This window comes from Microbispora sp. NPDC004025, from assembly GCF_053604425.1.
The window spans coordinates 194,421-210,839 of record NZ_JBSGHN010000005.1 but is presented as its reverse complement, the minus strand read 5'-3'; the positions used below and the strand labels follow the sequence as shown (position 1 = coordinate 210,839).

The following is a 16,419-nucleotide window of genomic DNA, read 5'->3' as shown; positions in this document are numbered from 1 at the left end:
GGAGCTCGGCATGCCGGCGCCTGAGATGGGTTCCCGGGGGTTTCATGGCGGGCACGGGACGCGGCGGCGGTGGAGCGGCCGGGCTGTGTCTGATTTCTCCGTCGCACCATTCGTCGCGCCCATTGAGGGAAAGCAGGCGAGAAACAGGAAAAGGGCCCGGCTGGAAGCCGGGCCCTTTCCTTGGTCCAGTCAGAGCGTCAGAGGAAGGTCTCAGACGATCTTGCCGGAAGCGAACTTCGCGGCGTACTGGTAGACGGCCAGGGTCTCACCGTCGAAGTACGGGGAGACGCTGGTGTCGATGCGCTTGTTGCCGTCGGTGTCGGAGACGCCGATGGTCACACCGTTGAGGTAGCCAAGACGCTTGGTGTTGCTGTAGCGGTACAGCCAGGACGAGCCGATCGAGCCCTCGCCGGTGAAGCTGGTCTTGACACCCACCAGCTCCTCCGCCTTGACGGCCGGAGCGGCCGCCTTGAAGGTCTTGCCGTAGGCCCACTTGAGGGTCTTGCCGGTGAAGGCGTAGTTGCCGTCCGGGTGCGACCCGCTCGGGTAGCCGAAGACGAAGACCGCGGTGCCGATCTTCTGGTTGTAGGCCAGGCCCTGCCCGCCGACGTTGCTGCCGAGGGTGCCGACGTCCTTGAGGGCGATGTCGACGATCTTGCCGGTCAGCTTGAACTTCTTGGCGACGTTCGCCCAGAACTTCGCCTTGTACCAGCCGTTGTTGTAGGTGTAGTAGAGCACACCGTCAACGATCTTGGCGTCGTGGTCGTTGCCCACGGCCTTGATGTACTCGTCCTTCGAGATCCGGGAGATCTCGTAGCCGGCCTTGCCGCGGAAGGACGCGTCCTTGACCTCGCCACGCACCAGCGCGCCGAGCTTCTCGACCGTGTAGTCGATGCCGAACCACTGGCACCAACGGTCGAGCGGGATGTAGACCTTCTGCGACTCCTCGCCGTGCTTGGCGACGCGCCAGTCGAACTTCCACGGGAACTTCACGTCGTTCGGGCCGAAGGCCACGATCTCGCCGGCCCAGCCGGTGGTCTTGAGCTCGAGGTCCTTGCGGGCCTTCTCGGCGTCCGCGCGGTTGTCGAAGTAGCGGTCCTTGACCCAGTTCTTGACCTTGTCGACGGCCACGTCGGTGACCTGGACACCGTTGTAGACGGTGACGAACGCGTAGTTGCGGTCGCCGTCCTCGTAGTTGTCGAAGTCGTAGTGGGTGTACGCGGTCTTACCCACGTAGATGCCCCACGGGGTCTTGCCCTCGTAGTAACCGGGGATGAAGACCCACTTGTCCAGCGTGGCCTTGTTGCTCACCGTGTCGTAGACACAGTGACCAGCGGTCGCGACCAGGTTCTTCCACTGGCTCTGCACCGAGGTCGCCGAGCACCAGTGCGGCTTGTTGTCCGCACCGATGAAGAACACCTTGCCGGTGGTCTTCGGCAGGTTGATGTTCTTCAGGTTCGCCGTGGCGGGCTTCTGGTCGCCGCTCGAGCCGACAACGCCGGCCTTGCTGTCGGCGGAAGCGCCACCGGTCGAGACGTGCTTGGCGGGCAGCGTGGTCTCGACGTTGTACGGCGTCGCGTTGATCAGGTTCGCCTTGCCCTGGCCGTACCAGAACGCCGCCACCTGCTTGGCAGCGAAGTTCGTGTTGGCCAGGTTAACCGGGGGGGCGACGTCCGAGTCGGCCTGAGCCGGCGCGGCGACGGCGGCAGCGGCCAGCAGGCCCGCCACGACCCCGCCGAGGGCGAGAGTGCGCTTCATGGATTTCTCCCTGGTCTGTCGTGGGACGTCACTTGCGCCCCATGCGTCAGTGAAGGAACGAGGAGAAAGGTATAGGAGGAATAAGGGTGGTGTAAGTGGTTCCGTGGCCTTCGATCTCCGGTCGACGGGCCCGCGCCACCGCCGCGTGCAAGGGCCTGTGGAACGTTTTGGCTGATCATCTATGGCCCGTTCCAGACGTGATCACCTTGGGTGATGGAACGGTACGCGCGAGATGTGACACAAATCACAGTTTGCGATGAAACCGGGAAGGGTCCTAATGCCGTCAAAACGGTCACTCTTCCTAGGCCCTCGATCACCTCCGCTCGGGCCGATGCGTCACGGCCGGGAGCGGGAACCGCCGCTATCGCGCACAGCTTCACCGGCTCCGCTCGGACATCGCTGTCGGGACGCGGCTCGCGGAGACTGTCCGGACACGCGAAAAGGGCCCGGCCGGAGGCCGGGCCCTTTCCTTGGTCCAGTCAGAGCGTCAGAGCGAGTCTCAGACGATCTTGCCGGAAGCGAACTTCGCGGCGTACTGGTAGACGGCCAGGGTCTCACCGTCGAAGTACGGGGAGACGCTGGTGTCGATGCGCTTGTTGCCGTCGGTGTCGGAGACCGCGATGGTCACACCGTTGAGGTAACCGAGACGCTTGGTGCTGCTGTAGCGGTAGAGCCACGAGGAACCGATCGAGCCCTCGCCGGTGAAGGAGGACTTGATGCCGACGAGCTCCTCGGCCTTCATGGCCGGAGCGGCGGCCTTGAAGGTCTTGCCGTAGGCCCACTTGAGGGTCTTGCCGGTGAAGGCGTAGTTGCCGTCCGGGTGCGACCCGCTCGGGTAACCGAAGACGAACACCGAGGTGCCGATCTTCTGGTTGTAGGCCAGGCCCTGACCACCGACGTTGCTGCCGAGGGTGCCGACGTCCTTGAGGGCGATGTCGACGATCTTGCCCTTGAGGATGTAGTCGACGTCGAACAGGACCCAGAACTGGGCCTTGTAGTAGCCGTTGTCCTTGGTGTAGTAGAAGGACTTGCCGTCCGACGAGAAGCCGCCGTTGCCGTACTCCTGCTTGCTGACGCGGGTGATGGTGAAGCCGGCCCGCTTGCCCAGCTTGACGTCGGTGCTCTCGCCGCGCACGAGCGCGTCGGTGTTCTCCTTCGCCCAGCCGGTCAGCCTGCAGAAGTCGTCCCAGCTGACGTAACCCTTGACGGACTCCTCGCCCTTCTGGGCCAGGTGCCAGCGGTCCGCGACGGGCTTGATCTCGCCGGCCCAGCCGGTGGTCTTGAGCTCGAGGTCCTTGCGGGCCTTCTCCGCCTCGGCCTTGGTCTCGAACTTGCGGTCCTTGACCCAGTTCTTGACCTTGTCGGCCGCCACGTCGGTGACCTGGACACCGTTGTAGACGGTGACGAACGCGTAGTTGCGGTCGCCGTCCTCGTAGTTGTCGAAGTCGTAGTGGGTGTACGCGGTCTTACCCACGTAGATGCCCCACGGGGTCTTGCCCTCGTAGTAGCCGGGGATGAAGACCCACTTGTCCAGCGTGGCCTTGTTGCTCACCGTGTCGTAGACACAGTGACCGGCGGTCGCGACCAGGTTCTTGTACTGGCTCTGCACCGCGGTCGCGGAGCACCAGTGCGGCTTGTTGTCGGCGCCGATGAAGAACACCTTGCCGGTGGTCTTCGGCAGGTTGACGTTCTTCAGGTTCGCCGTGGTGGCCTTCTGGTCACCGCTGGAACCCACGACGCCGGCCTTGCTGTCGGCCGAGGCGCCACCGGTCGAGACGTGCTTGGTCGGCACGGTCGTCTCGACGTTGTACGGCGTCGCGTTGATCAGGTTGGCCTTGGCCTGGCCGTACCAGAACGCGGCGACCTGCTTGGCGGCGAAGTTCGTGTTGGCCAGGTTAACGGGCGGGGCGACGTCCGAGTCGGCCTGAGCCGGCGCGGCGACGGCGGCAGCGGCCAGCAGGCCCGCCGCGATCCCGCCCAGAGCGAGGGTGCGCTTCATGGATTTCTCCCAGGTCTGTCGTGGGACGCCGCTTGCGCCCCATCCGTCAGTGAAGGATCGAGAAGAAAGCTATAGGAGAGTTTGGTGAGGTGTAAGCGCTCTGCGGCTTGCGCTCCTCTGGCACCGCCCGCTGCGCCGCCCCTTCTCGCGGGGCGCCGGGCCATGTTTTGGCTGATCATTAAGGGTGAGTTTCGGTTGCGCCGGCATGGCTTTGCGCATCGGCAATGTGACCCAAATCACAGTTTCTGGTGAAACCAGATGGGGCTCTGTCCCGTCAAAGCGGGTCCTGCCGGACGCCCTGCCCGCCGGCTGTCGCTCCCGCGAAGGAGACGCCTCCGGACACGCGAAAAGGGCCCGGCCGGAGGCCGGGCCCTTTCCTTAGAGTGAGTCTCAGACGATCTTGCCGGAAGCGAACTTCGCGGCGTACTGGTAGACCGCCAGGGTCTCACCGTCGAAGTACGGGGAGACGCTGGTGTCGATGCGCTTGTTGCCGTCGGTGTCGGAGACCGCGATGGTCACACCGTTCAGGTAACCGAGACGCTTGGTGCTGCTGTAGCGGTACAGCCAGGACGAGCCGATCGAGCCCTCGCCGGTGAAGCTGGTCTTGATGCCGACGAGCTCCTCGGCCTTGAGCGCCGGGGCGGCCGCCTTGAAGGTCTTGCCGTAGGCCCACTTGAGGGTCTTGCCGGTGAAGGCGTAGTTGCCGTCCGGGTGCGACCCGCTCGGGTAACCGAACACGAAGATGCCGGTCCCGATCTTCTGGTTGTAGGCCAGGCCCTGACCACCGACGTTGGCGCCCAGGGTGCCGACGTCCTTCAGAGCGATGTCGACGAGGTGACCACGGAGCCTGTAGTCGACGTCGAAGTTGCCCCAGTAGGTCGCCTTGTACCAGCCGTTGTCCTTGGCGAAGTAGAAGGCCTTGCCGTCGGACGACCAGCCGCCGTTGCCGTACTCCCCGCGGGAGACCCGGGTGACCTCGGTGCCCCACGTCCTGTCCTGGTAGGTGGACGTGCCGTGCTCCTTGGCCTGGTTCTCCAGGGTGGCCTGGTTCGCCGGGACGTTGCCGCCGAGCAGGGCCTTGGTGGCGGGCGCCTTCTGCGAGTCCGGCGTGTGCAGGCGGACCCGCTTGGTGTAGTCCACCACGGGCACGATCTTGCCCGCGAAGCCGGTGCTCTTCAGCTCCAGCTCCTTCTGGGCCTTCTCCGCGTCCGCCTTGGTCTCGAACGTGCGGTTGTCCACCCAGTTCTTGACCTTGTCGACGGCCACGTCGGTGACCTGGACACCGTTGTAGACCGTCACGAACGCGTAGTCGCGGTCGCCGTCCTCGTAGTTGTCGAAGTCGTAGTGGGTGTACGCGGTCTTACCCACGTAGATGCCCCACGGCGTCTTGCCCTCGTAGTAACCGGGGATGAACACCCACTTGTCGAGGGTGGCCTTGTTGCTCACCGTGTCGTAGACACAGTGACCGGCGGTGGCCACGAGGTTCTTCCACTGGCTCTGAACCGCGGTCGCCGAGCACCAGTGCGGCTTGCCGTCGCCACCGATGAAGAACACCTTGCCGGTGGTCTTCGGCAGGTTGACGTTCTTCAGGTTGCTCGTGGCGGCCTTCTGGTCGCCGCTGGAGCCCACCACGCCGGCCTTGCTGTCGGCCGAGGCACCGCCGGTCGACACGTGCTTGGACGGCACGGTCGTCTCGACGTTGTACGGCGTGGCGTTGATCAGGTTCGCCTTGCCCTGGCCGTACCAGAACGCCGCGACCTGCTTGGCGGCGAAGTTCGTGTTGGCCAGGTTAACGGGCGGGGCGACGTCCGAGTCGGCCTGAGCCGGCGCGGCGACGGCGGCGGCAGCCAGCAGGCCCGCCACGACCCCGCCGAGGGCGAGAGTGCGCTTCATGGATTTCTCCCTGGTCTGTCGTGGGACGTCACCTGCGCCCCATCCGTCAGTAAGAGACGAGGGAAAAGGTATAGGAGAGTTATGTGGGGTGTAAGAGCATTCGCGGCCTCCGCCTGGGTGCTGGCGACACTCGCACCGCGCCATACAGGCGCGTTTTGCCTGATCATTTACGTCGTGCATCAATCTTCCTGACGGAGCCGTTCAGCTCCGAATGTGACCTAAATCACAGGTTTGGATGAAACCGGCAGTGCGGGGATCGCGTCAAAGTTCGCCTGTCGGCAGAGGTGGGCAACGGAGGCGAGAGGCGTTGCCGCGGTGCCGGGCATCGGGCTCTTCGGAGGGCTTTTTCCGCAGGTCAGGCCTCATTCGGCGGTATCGCGGAGTCGGCCCCGCAAGTCCGGCGCAGGGCGCTCCCGGCGTCCCCCCGCCTCCGCGCGTGCCGCTCGTCCACGGAATCTCCGGGAACGGCGGTCTCGCCGTTCTCCGCCGGCACGGAAACGTCGGCCACGGCGGAGAATTTGGACCGGTCCGAACAATCGACATCGGTTATTGCATCGGTCCAATGAGTATTCGGCCGCGCTCTGATTCATCGGGCCGTAGTTCGTGACCGCCTTGTCAAGGCTGGGAAGAGGGAGACGGGCCATTCTCGGCTGCGCGCACGGCGATTCAGGCGGCCGGATCCGGGCCCGGCAGAGCTCCCGAGGCCGGCCGTACGACCCTCAGAGCGGGCTCTGGCGGCCGTCCGGGCGGCCGTCCGGGCGGCCGGGGCGCGGCGAGGGGGCCGATGTACGCGTGCGGGGACCCGGATCATGCGGGCGACAGCGGTTCGCGGCGCACAGGAGACCGCACAGGAGACCGCGCAGGAGGACTGAGGGAGACATCGTGTCCGGGGAAGTCCGGGGAAAACGAAAGGGCCCGGATGGACAAGCCATCCGGGCCCTTCCTGACGCCGTCAGGAGTCAGAACACTCAGACGATGCGGCCGGAGTGGAACTTCGCGGCGTACTGGTAGACAGCCAGGGTCTCACCGTCGAAGTACGGCGAGATGCTGGTGTCGATGCGGTCGTTGCCGTCCACGTCGCCCAGGCCGATGGTCACACCGTTCAGGTAACCGAGGCGCTTGGCGCTGCTGTAGCGGTACAGCCAGGACGAACCGATCGAGCCCTCGCCCGTGAACGAGGTCTTGACCCCGACGAGCTCCTCGCCCTTGACGGCCGGGACGCTCACCCTGAAGGTCTTGCCGTACGCCCACTTGAGGGTCTGGCCGGTGAAGGCGTAGTTGCCGTCCGGGTGCGACCCGCTCGGGTAACCGAACACGAAGACGTTCGTGCCGACCTTCTGGTTGTAGGCCAGGCCCTGACCGCCGACGTTGTCGCCGAGACGCCCCACGTCCTTCAGGGTGATCTTCAGCGTGCCGTGCGGCTTGTGGTCGTTGCGGACCGACTTCGCCCAGAACGTCCGAGCGTAGTACTTGTACTTCGGCCGGTGGTTGTTGTCGTCGCAGTGGTCCTTGCCGCCGCGCCCGCGCTCGTTGTCGCCCGCGAAGTTGCTGCGGGGACGGTCGTCGTCGCACCAGTCCGGCTTGCCGGTCGGCTTGCCCGTCGGAGTGGCACTCGGCGACGGGGACGGGGAGGCCGACGGCGAGGGGCTCGGCGAAGGCGAGGCCGACGGCGAGGGGGACGGGGAGTGCTTGGGGCCGCCAGGGCCGCCGGGGCCGCCAGGACCCTTGAAGAGGACCACGTCGTCCGCGGCAGCCCTGGGGCCGTGACCCGGTCCGCCGTGGCCGTGGTCGTCGCGGTCCCAGACCTTCTTGCGGAAGTACAGGGTCTTGCCGTCGCTGCTCACGTACGAGTCGAAGCGGCTGTTGTACTGGCGCTCGCTGATCTCGCGGGTCTCGGCACCCGTGCCCTTGGCCCAGGGGCCGTTGCCGGTGAGGTCCCTGCCCCGGTTCAGGGCCTGGAACTCGCGCACGGACAGGCGCTTCACGTACGAGCGGTGGTCGTCGCGACCGCGGTGGTCGTCGCGGCCGTGGTGGTCGTCGCGGCCGTGGTGGTCGTCGCGGCCGTGGTGGTCGTCACGCCCGTGGTTGTGCCCACGGTGGTCGTCACGGCCGTACCTGTCGTACTTGACGTCGGTGACCTGGACACCGTTGTAGACGGTGACGAACGCGTAGTTGCGGTCGCCGTCCTCGTAGTTGTCGAAGTCGTAGTGGGTGTAGGCCGTCTTGCCGACGTAGATGCCCCACGGGGTCTTGCCCTGGTAGTAGCCGGGGATGAAGACCCACTTGTCGAGCGTGGCCTTGTTGCTCGCCGTGTCGTAGACACAGTGACCGGCGGTCGCCACCAGGTTCTTGTACCCGCTCTGAACCGAGGTGGCCGAGCACCAGTGCGGCCTGTGGTCGGCGCCGATGAAGAACACCTTGCCCACCGTGCGGGGGAGGTTCACGTTCTTCAGGTTGCCGGTGGAGGCCTTCTGGTCGCCGCTCGATCCGACGACGCCCGCCTTGCTGCTGGCGGAGGTCCCGCCGGTCGAGACGTGCTTGGTCGGGAGCTTGGTCTCGACGTTGTACGGCGTGGCCTTGATCAGGTTGGCCCGGGCCTCGCCGAACCAGAACGCGGCCACCTGCTGCGCGGCGAAGTTGGTCTTCGCGAGGTTGATGGCGGGGATCTGGTCGTCGGCTTGTGCCGGGGAGGCGACGATTGCGGAGGCCAGGAGGCCGGCCGCGACGCCGCCGAGAGCGAGAGTGCGCTTCAAGGTGGATCTCCCTGGTCTGTCGTGAGGCGTCACTTGCGCCCCATGCGTCAGTGAAGGAACTGATGGAAGTTATAACGAAGAAAGCCTCTGAAAACAGAAATTTCGGAATCTGCTATCAGTGCCCACAGGGTCTCCACGCGCCGTCCCGGCGGCTCCGCCGTACGTCTACGGGCATCGTCTCCGCTGATCACGTAGCCATCGAGAGTCCCTCATCCTCTGGCCGGACTGGACCGGTCCAGGAAAAAATGTGAGGAAAATCACACCCGTGGGGAGATGTGTCGCTTCCCTGAGTGAAGTCAACAAGTTGGTGACGAAGCGTCCGATTATGGAGTCGAAAGCGCCAAAAGCGACAAAGGGCAAAGAATGGCATTTCCTGGCTGCGAAGAGGGCGTTCGTCGGCTGTCGAGCCGGCGGAGGTGGAGCCCGCTCAGTGGCCTGTCCCGTTGGAGGTGTCGAAAGGGACCAGGAGCGTACGCAGCAGAGCGGCGAGGGCCTGCTGCTCGTGCTGTTCGAGACCGGCCAGCAACTCGCGTTCCCGGCGCAGCAGGTCGGCGAAGGCGGCGTCCACACGGTGCATTCCGGCCGGGGTCAGCCGCACGAGCACGCCGCGCCGGTCCTCGGGGTCGGGGCGCCGGGTGACCAGTCCGGCTGCGGCCAGCCTGTCGATGCGGTTCGTCATCGTGCCCGAGGTCACAAGAGTGGCGCGCAGCAGCGCCCCCGGGCTGAGTTCGTACGGCTCGCCCGCGCGGCGCAGGGCCGTCAGCACGTCGAACTCCCATGACTCCATGTCGTGGGAGGCGAAGGCCGCGCGGCGCTCACGCTCAAGATGCCGGCTCAACCGGGAGACGCGGCTCAGCACTTCGAGAGGCGTCACGTCCAGGTCCGGGCGCTCCTGCTTCCAGGCCGCTACCAGCCGGTCCACCTCGTCCTCGGCGGGCCTCGAGAAGGTCATGGGCCGAGTTTAGCTTCTCTTGACATCGAGATATCTCCCGCGATATCGAGTATCTCGACATCAAGATAATGGAGGTGTGCACATGTGGGATCCGGAGGTCTACGGGCGCTACGCGACGGAGCGCGGCCGCCCCTTCTACGAGCTCGTGGCCCGGGTGGGCGCCCGATCGCCCCGGTACGTCGTCGATCTCGGGTGCGGCACCGGAGAGCTCACGGCGACCTTGTGCGATCGCTGGCCCGGCGCCCGGGTGCACGGCGTCGACTCCTCGCCCGAGATGATCGCCAAGGCGCCGCCCGGGCCGACGTTCGAGACGGCCGACGTCCGCGACTGGGTCCCGCCGCAGCCGGTCGACGTGATCGTCTCGAACGCGCTCCTGCAGTGGATCCCGGAACACCCCGACCTGCTGCGCCGGTGGAGGGACCACCTGACCGAGGGCGGCTGGCTCGCCTTCCAGATCCCCGGCAACTTCCACGCGCCGAGCCATGCCGTCGTCCGTGAGCTGTGCCGTACGACCTGGCGAGAGGAGCTGGGCGACGTGCCGCGGGGGACGCCGGTCGGGGACCCGGCCGACTACGTGGACCTGCTCGCGGGGCTCGGCTTCGTCGTGGACGCGTGGGAGACCACCTACACGCACATCCTGCCGGGGGAGGACCCGGTGCTCGGCTGGATCAAGGGCACGGCACTGCGGCCCATGCTCGACCGGCTGCCGGCCGAGCGGCACGCCGCCTTCCTCGCCGACTGCGCGCGTGCCCTGCGCGCGGCCTACCCGCCCAGGGCGTACGGCACGCCGTTCCCGTTCCGGCGGATCTTCGTGGCCGCGCATCTTTGAATTCTGTTCACCTTCGCGTGGCAGGATGACCGCCGACCGGGACACCACAAGGGGGAACGGTGGCGCTTGAGATAGAGGACAAGTTCGACGTTCCGGAGGGCTTCGCCGTGCCCGGCCTCGGTGGCCTGCCGGGGTGCGAAGGGGTGGCCGAGCCGCTCTCCCACCGGCTGACCGCCGTCTACTTCGACACCCCCGACCTGCGGCTTGCGGCCCGGGGCGTCACCCTGCGACGGCGGCGCGGCGGGGACGACGAGGGCTGGCATCTCAAGCTGCCCAAGGCCAAGGGCGCCCGCCGGGAGATCACCAGGCCGCTCACCCGCAGCGCCAAGGTGGTGCCCGCCGAGCTGGCGAGCCTCGTCCTCGCGTACACGCGGGGCGCCCCGCTCGCGCCGGTGGCCCAGCTGGAGACCCGCCGTGGGGTCACCCGGCTGCTCGGGCCGGGCGGCACGGTGCTCGTGGAGATCGCCGACGACCGGGTCAAGGGCACGGTGCTCGGCGACGAGCCGGTGGTGCGGCGCTGGCGCGAGGTCGAGGCCGAGCTCAAGGAGGGCGATCGCGACCTCCTGAAGAAGGTGGCCAAGCGCCTGCGCAAGGCGGGCGCCGCTCCCGCCGAGAGCGCGAGCAAGCTCGCCCGCGTCCTGGGTGACCGCATACCCGCGCCGCGGCCGATGACCCGGCCCGAGCCCGGGTCCGCCGGGGAGGTCGTCGTCGCCTACCTCCGCGCTCACGTCGCCGCGCTGCTCGCGCGGGATCCGTACGTGCGGCTGGCCGAGGAGGACGCCGTCCACAAGGCCAGGGTCTCCTGCCGCCGTCTGCGCAGCGCGCTCAAGGCGTTCAAGCGGATCGTCGCCGGCACCGAGGAGCTCCGGGAGGAGCTCAAGTGGCTCGGTGAGGTGCTGGGCGAGGCGCGCGACCTGGAGGTCATCCGGGCCCGGTTCGCCGCCCGGCTCGACGGCCTCGATCCCCGCCTCGTCACCGAGGAGGCGCGCCGCAGGCTGGGTGGCGACCTGCGGGCCGGGGAGCGCGACGCGTACGAGCGCATCCGGGCGGCCCTCGGCGGGGAGCGGTACTTCGCGCTGCTCGACGCCCTCGACGCGCTGGCCGCCGACCCGCCGCTGACGGCCGCGGCGGCCAAGAACGCGGACAAGGCGCTGCCGAAGATCGTGGACAAGGCGTGGCGCCGGGTGACGGACGCCTATGAGGCGGCGCGGCGCGTGGAGGAGGGCGAGGAGCGGGAGACGGCCATGCACGAGGTGCGCAAGGCCGCCAAGCGCGCCCGCTACACGGCCGAGGCGGCCGGCATGTCCGGCCGGGCCGAGCGCGCCGAGCAGGTGCAGGAGGTGCTCGGACGGCACCAGGACGGCGTCGTCGCCCAGGGCGTGCTGCTGGAGGAGGCGGAACGGGCCAGGCAGGCGGGGGAGGACACCTTCACCTACGGCGTGCTGGCCGGCATCGAGAGCGCCGAGGCGGCCCGGGCCCACGAGGAGTTCCCCGCCCTCTGGTCCCGCCTCGCCTGACCTTTGTCTCAGGTCGCGTAACGCTCCAGGCTCACCACGTGCTCGCCCGCGTCGTCGCCGACAGCACTCGCGCGGTCCACGGCCCGGTGGAGTACGGCGAAGCCGCCCTTGGCGAGGTTACGGTCGCCCGTGCCGTACGGCGCCCGGTGGGCCATGTCGAGCAGCTCGGGCAGGACCTTGCCGTGGCTGCAGAGCACCGCGGGCTCGGGCTCGGCCAGCAGGTCGCGGACGATGCGTTCCGCCGCGCGCGGGTCGTAGCCGCTCTCCGACAGCGCCTCCTCCTCGCGCACCTCCAGCCCGTGCCGCTCGGCGTACGGCCGCAGCGTCTGCGTGCAGCGCCTGCTGTGCGAGCTGACCAGCGTGATCGGGCGATACGCCCCCAGCACCGTGGCCAGGATCTCGGCCTGGGCGTGTCCGTGCTCGTCCAGCGGGCGCAGGTCGTCGTCGCCCCTCCACTCCTGCCGGGAGCCCGCCAGCGCGTGCCGCAGCAGGATCAGCGGCAGGGTGACGAGGGGAGCGGCGCCGACGGCGCGCAGCAGGCTGCGGTCCCAGGCGTAGGTGAGGCGCCGCCGCGCCTCCTCGATCGGCAGCCAGGCGACCTCGTCGACCTCGTGCCCGTCGCCGCCGATCGCATGCTGGTACCCCGGGGCGTGGGCGAGCCAGTAGTCCACCCGCTTGAGCCGGCCGCCACGCATGTAGTGCACGGGCGGGAGCGCGCGGCCGAGCACGACCCGCAGGCCGGTCTCCTCCCACACCTCGCGCAGGGCCGCCGCGATCACGTGCTCGCCGTGCTTGAGCTTCCCCTTGGGCAGGCTCCAGTCGCGGTACGCCGGCCGGTGGACCAGGGCGACCTCCGGGTCGTCCGCGTTCCCCCGCCAGACGACCGCACCGGCGGCCCTGATCATGCCGCCGCCCATCACTCGGCCCCGTCGTCCACGGCCCGCCAGCGGCGGCTCGCGATCAGGTGGTGCTGGAGATCCACCTCACCTCGGTGGCGCAGCCACTTGCCGTCCGAGTACAGCGTCCAGGCCGTGGTGGTGTCCTCGAACGCCATGTCGAGCAGGTGGGACAGATATCTGCGATGCTCCGGGCTCGCGACCTTCACCAGCGCCTCGACGCGGCGGTCTAGGTTGCGGCGCATCAGGTCGGCGCTGCCGATCCACAGCTCGGTCCGCCGTCCGCCGCCGAACTCGTAGATCCGGGAGTGTTCCAGGAACCGGCCGAGGACGCTGCGTACGCGGATCGTCTCGGACAGGCCGGGCACGCCGGGACGGAGCGTGCAGATGCCGCGCACCCACAGGTCGACCGGCACCCCGGCCTGCGAGGCCCGGTACAACGCGTCGATGACGGGCTCGTCCACGAGCGAGTTCGTCTTGATCCGGATCCGCGCCGCACGGCCCGCCCTGCGATGGGCGATCTCCTGCTCGATCCGGGTGAGCAGGCCCTGCCGCAGCGAGTCGGGCGCGACCAGCAGCCTGCGGTAGTAGGACTGGTGGGAGTAGCCGGTCAGGTGGATGAACAGGTCCGTGACGTCCTCGCCCACCTGCGGGTCTGCGGTGAGCAGGCCGAAGTCCTCGTACTGCCGGGCCGTCTTCGGGTTGTAGTTGCCGGTGCCGATGTGGCAGTAGCGCCGCAGCTCGCCGCCCGCCTCCTGACGGACCACCATGGACAGCTTGCAGTGGGTCTTGAGACCGAGCACGCCGTACACGACGTGGCACCCGGCCGTCTCCAGCTTGCGCGCCCAGGAGATGTTCGCGTGCTCGTCGAACCTCGCCTTGATCTCCACTACGACCACGACCTGCTTGCCCGCCTCGGCCGCGTCGATCAGCGCGTCCACGATCGGCGAGTCCCCGCTGGTCCGGTAGAGGGTCTGCTTGATCGCCAGCACGTCCGGGTCGGCCGCCGCCTCCTCCACGAACCGCTGCACGCTCGTCGCGAACGAGTCGTACGGGTGGTGGATGAGGATGTCGCGCTCGCGCAGGATGGCGAACAGGTCGTCCTCGGCGCTGATCGCCTCCGCGGGGACGAACGGCCGGTAGTGGAGCTCGGGACGGTCGAGGTCGGCGATGGCGTGCAGCCCGGTCAGGTCGAGCGGCCCGGGCAGGCGGTAGATCTCGTTGCCGGCCACGCCCAGCTCGTCGACGAGCAGTTCCAGGACCTCGGGGGTGATGGTGTCCTCGACCTCCAGCCGCACCGGCGGCCCGAACCGGCGGCGCAGCAGCTCCCGCTCCAGCGCCTTCATCAGGTTCTCCGTGACGTCCTCGTCGATCTCCAGGTCCTCGTTCCTGGTCACCCGGAAGACGTGGTGCTGCACGATCTGCATGCCCTTGAACAGCTCGCCCAGGTGCGCCGCGATCACGTCCTCCAGCGGGACGAACCTGCTCGGCGAGGCGGTCACGAACCGGGGGAGCTGCGAGGGGACCTTCACCCGCGCGAACACCGTGTGGCCGTTCGCCGGGTTCCGCACCATCACGGCGAGGTTCAGGGAAAGGCCCGAGATGTACGGAAACGGGTGGGCGGGATCGACGGCCAGCGGCGTCAGCACCGGCCGGATCCGCTCACGGAAGAGCTTGCGCAGCGCCGTCCGCTCGTCCCTGGCGAGGTCGTCCCACCGGACGATCGCGATGCCCTCCTCGGCGAGCTCCGGGCAGATGCGGTCGTGGAAGACCGCCGCGTGCCTGCGCGCCAGGTCGTCGGCGACCGTCGCGATCCGCGTCAGCGCCTCGCTCGGCTTCAGCCCGCCCGGCGTCCGCAGCAGCAGCCCGGTCGCCATCCGCCGCCTGAGCCCGGCCACCCGTACGCGGAAGAACTCGTCCAGGTTGCTCGCGAAGATGGCGAGGAACCGGACGCGTTCGAGCAGTGGCAGCGAGGGGTCCTCCGCCAGTTCCAGGACACGCTCGTTGAACTGGAGCCAGCTCTCCTCCCGGTTGAGGAACCTGTCATTGGGCAGCGGGGCGTGCGCGGGGAGGTCGGCCTCCTCCGGTTCAGAGGCGGGGGAGCTTTGGGCGGACATATAACGAAATATGCCCTAAGTCGTTGAACGGAACGTTAACTTCGTCGCAACGAAAGCGTCAGGCTGTCGCGCCAGGCGCTGTTTTCCCTGCTGGTCGCGCCTCCGCCGAGGCCGCCGCGCTCTCACCGTGCCGCCGCGCACTGCGCCTGCCACCCTGCGGCCGCCGCGCCATCATGCGGCCGCCGTGCCACCCTGCGGCCGCCGCGCCATCATGCGGCCGCCGTGCCACCCTGCGGCCGCGTGCCGCCGTGGATCGGCATGCCGCCGTGCCACCGCAGTGCTTGCTTACGCCGTGCCGCCGTGGGCTGGCGTGCGACCCTGCCACCGGGCCGCCGCAGTGCTTGATTGCGCCGTGCCGTCGTGAGCCGGCATGCCGGCGCGGTGAATCCGCGGCGCCTGCCGTACGGAGGTCGTCCCGTGCGGCGGGCGGTCAGACCTCTCCGTGCTGCTGCCGGTCGAGTCCCTTGGCCCGCTCGCGCTGCAGGCGTTCCAGCTCCCTGGCCCGCTCGCGCTGGCGACGTTCGAGTTCCTTCGCGCGTTCCCGCTGCTCGCGCTCCTGCGCCTTCTCCTGCTCGCGGCGGAGCTTGTCCTGCTCCTTCATCTGCCGCTCGAGCTCCTTGGCGCGTTCGCGCTGCTCGCGCTCCTTGGCCTTCTCCAGCTCGCGCTGCTGGCGTTCGAGCTGCTTGGCGCGTTCCCGCTGCTCGCGCTCGCGCGCCTTCTCCTGCTCGCGGCGGAGCTTGTCCTGCTCCTTCGAGTCGCGATCGGCGGGCCTCGCCGTACGGGTGTCCACCGTGGGGGACAGGATCAGGCCACGCGTCGCGCCGGTGAGCACCGGATTGGCGTCCAGGCCCGTGAGGCCGTTCCACGACAGGTTCACCAGATGGGCCGCGACCTCCTCGCGGCGCGGTTTGCGCACGTCGAGCCACCACTGGCCGGTGAGAGCGGTCATCCCGACGAGCATCTGGGCGTACATCGGCGCGAGTTTGGGGTCGTAGCCCCGCTCCTTGAACTCGTCCGCCAGCACGTCCTCCACCTGGCTGGCGATGTCGCTGATCAGGCTGGCGAAGGTGCCCGTCCCCGACGCGGCGTGGGAGTCGCGGACCAGGATGCGGAAGCCCTCGCTGCTCTCCTCGATGTACTGGAGAAGAGCGAGCGCGGCCCGCTCAAGCTTGATGCGGGCGTGCGAGGCCGACAGGGCCTGGGTGACCAGGCTGAGCAGGCGCTGCATCTCCCGGTCGATGACGACGGCGTAGATGCCTTCCTTGCCGCCGAAATGCTCGTACACCACGGGCTTGGACACCTTGGCGCTGGCCGCGATCTCCTCGACCGAGGTGCCGTCGAAGCCCTTGTCCGCGAACAGGGCACGGCCGACCTGGATCAGCTGCTCGCGCCGTTCCGCGCCGGTCATGCGTCTTCGGGATCGAGAGGACTCGCTCACGGGTTCCATCATGGCGGGTCGGGCGGCCCGGACCCGTCTCGGGACGGTCGCGGTCTCAGGCGTCCCCGCGGGAATCGTCCCGGCGGGAGTGTCCCCGGCAGAAGTGGCCGGAAGCGCCGGTACGGCCACCGCGGAGACGGAGGCCGTACGAGTGAGGGGGCCGGCCGGGGCCGGGGGTGCGGAGGGCGCCGCCGGCAAAGGAGGCGCCGATGTGGGGGACGTCGGTGAGGGGGACGTCGGTGCGAGGGTCAGGGCCGCCGTGTTCCG

At 68.4% G+C, this 16,419-nt stretch carries 10 protein-coding genes; 2 read left to right on the top strand and 8 right to left on the bottom strand.

Going from position 1 to position 16,419, the window contains the following annotated elements; translation table 11 throughout:
• Positions 1 to 210: 210 nt before the first annotated feature.
• From ACWEQG_RS16315 to ACWEQG_RS16295, 5 genes are all read right to left on the bottom strand, one after another.
• Positions 211 to 1,758, bottom strand: coding sequence for a trypsin-like serine peptidase (locus tag ACWEQG_RS16315; RefSeq protein WP_452285415.1), 1,548 nt, complete (start codon positions 1,756 to 1,758; stop codon positions 211 to 213).
• Between the two features lie 499 nt (positions 1,759 to 2,257).
• On the bottom strand, positions 2,258 to 3,757 hold the full coding sequence (locus ACWEQG_RS16310; protein ID WP_452285413.1) for a trypsin-like serine peptidase: 1,500 nt from the start codon (positions 3,755 to 3,757) through the stop codon (positions 2,258 to 2,260).
• 390 nt (positions 3,758 to 4,147) lie between these two features.
• A complete protein-coding gene (locus ACWEQG_RS16305) occupies positions 4,148 to 5,650 on the bottom strand; it encodes a trypsin-like serine peptidase (protein ID WP_452285411.1) in 1,503 nt (500 codons plus the stop codon).
• Between the two features lie 968 nt (positions 5,651 to 6,618).
• Positions 6,619 to 8,403 (bottom strand): trypsin-like serine peptidase, encoded by a 1,785-nt coding sequence (locus tag ACWEQG_RS16300; protein ID WP_452285409.1) that lies wholly within the window; start codon positions 8,401 to 8,403, stop codon positions 6,619 to 6,621.
• Between the two features lie 427 nt (positions 8,404 to 8,830).
• Entirely contained in the window at positions 8,831 to 9,355 is a 525-nt protein-coding gene (locus ACWEQG_RS16295) for a MarR family winged helix-turn-helix transcriptional regulator (protein ID WP_169983503.1), read from the bottom strand.
• An 82-nt stretch (positions 9,356 to 9,437) separates the two neighbouring features.
• On the opposite strand from ACWEQG_RS16295, the gene ACWEQG_RS16290 reads away from it, so the two are divergent.
• Both ACWEQG_RS16290 and ACWEQG_RS16285 read left to right on the top strand, forming a co-directional pair.
• Complete coding sequence (locus tag ACWEQG_RS16290; protein ID WP_363472259.1) at positions 9,438 to 10,184, top strand: trans-aconitate 2-methyltransferase; 747 nt, start codon at positions 9,438 to 9,440, stop codon at positions 10,182 to 10,184.
• A gap of 59 nt (positions 10,185 to 10,243) precedes the next feature.
• Entirely contained in the window at positions 10,244 to 11,701 is a 1,458-nt protein-coding gene (locus tag ACWEQG_RS16285) for a CYTH and CHAD domain-containing protein (RefSeq protein ID WP_452285407.1), read from the top strand.
• Between the two features lie 8 nt (positions 11,702 to 11,709).
• Here the strand turns inward: ACWEQG_RS16285 and ACWEQG_RS16280 are convergent, their stop codons facing one another.
• The 3 genes from ACWEQG_RS16280 to ACWEQG_RS16270 all read right to left on the bottom strand — a co-directional run bounded on the left by ACWEQG_RS16280 (position 11,710) and on the right by ACWEQG_RS16270 (position 16,122).
• Complete coding sequence (locus ACWEQG_RS16280; protein WP_452285404.1) at positions 11,710 to 12,606, bottom strand: NUDIX hydrolase; 897 nt, start codon at positions 12,604 to 12,606, stop codon at positions 11,710 to 11,712.
• 11 nt (positions 12,607 to 12,617) lie between these two features.
• Positions 12,618 to 14,714 (bottom strand): RNA degradosome polyphosphate kinase, encoded by a 2,097-nt coding sequence (locus ACWEQG_RS16275; RefSeq protein WP_452285402.1) that lies wholly within the window; start codon positions 14,712 to 14,714, stop codon positions 12,618 to 12,620.
• 430 nt (positions 14,715 to 15,144) lie between these two features.
• Complete coding sequence (locus tag ACWEQG_RS16270) at positions 15,145 to 16,122, bottom strand: TetR family transcriptional regulator (protein WP_452285400.1); 978 nt, start codon at positions 16,120 to 16,122, stop codon at positions 15,145 to 15,147.
• Positions 16,123 to 16,419 lie beyond the last annotated feature (297 nt).

Excerpts from the sequence above, each read along its gene's own strand:
- ACWEQG_RS16310 (WP_452285413.1), bottom strand. The coding sequence starts at position 3,757 with ATGAAGCGCACCCTCGCTCTGGGCGGGATCGCGGCGGGCCTGCTGGCC.
- ACWEQG_RS16290 (WP_363472259.1), top strand. The coding sequence starts at position 9,438 with ATGTGGGATCCGGAGGTCTACGGGCGCTACGCGACGGAGCGCGGCCGC.
- ACWEQG_RS16315 (WP_452285415.1), bottom strand. The coding sequence starts at position 1,758 with ATGAAGCGCACTCTCGCCCTCGGCGGGGTCGTGGCGGGCCTGCTGGCC.
- ACWEQG_RS16305 (WP_452285411.1), bottom strand. The coding sequence starts at position 5,650 with ATGAAGCGCACTCTCGCCCTCGGCGGGGTCGTGGCGGGCCTGCTGGCT.
- ACWEQG_RS16280 (WP_452285404.1), bottom strand. The coding sequence starts at position 12,606 with ATGATCAGGGCCGCCGGTGCGGTCGTCTGGCGGGGGAACGCGGACGAC.
- ACWEQG_RS16275 (WP_452285402.1), bottom strand. The coding sequence starts at position 14,714 with ATGTCCGCCCAAAGCTCCCCCGCCTCTGAACCGGAGGAGGCCGACCTC.
- ACWEQG_RS16270 (WP_452285400.1), bottom strand. The coding sequence starts at position 16,122 with ATGACCGGCGCGGAACGGCGCGAGCAGCTGATCCAGGTCGGCCGTGCC.
- ACWEQG_RS16295 (WP_169983503.1), bottom strand. The coding sequence starts at position 9,355 with ATGACCTTCTCGAGGCCCGCCGAGGACGAGGTGGACCGGCTGGTAGCG.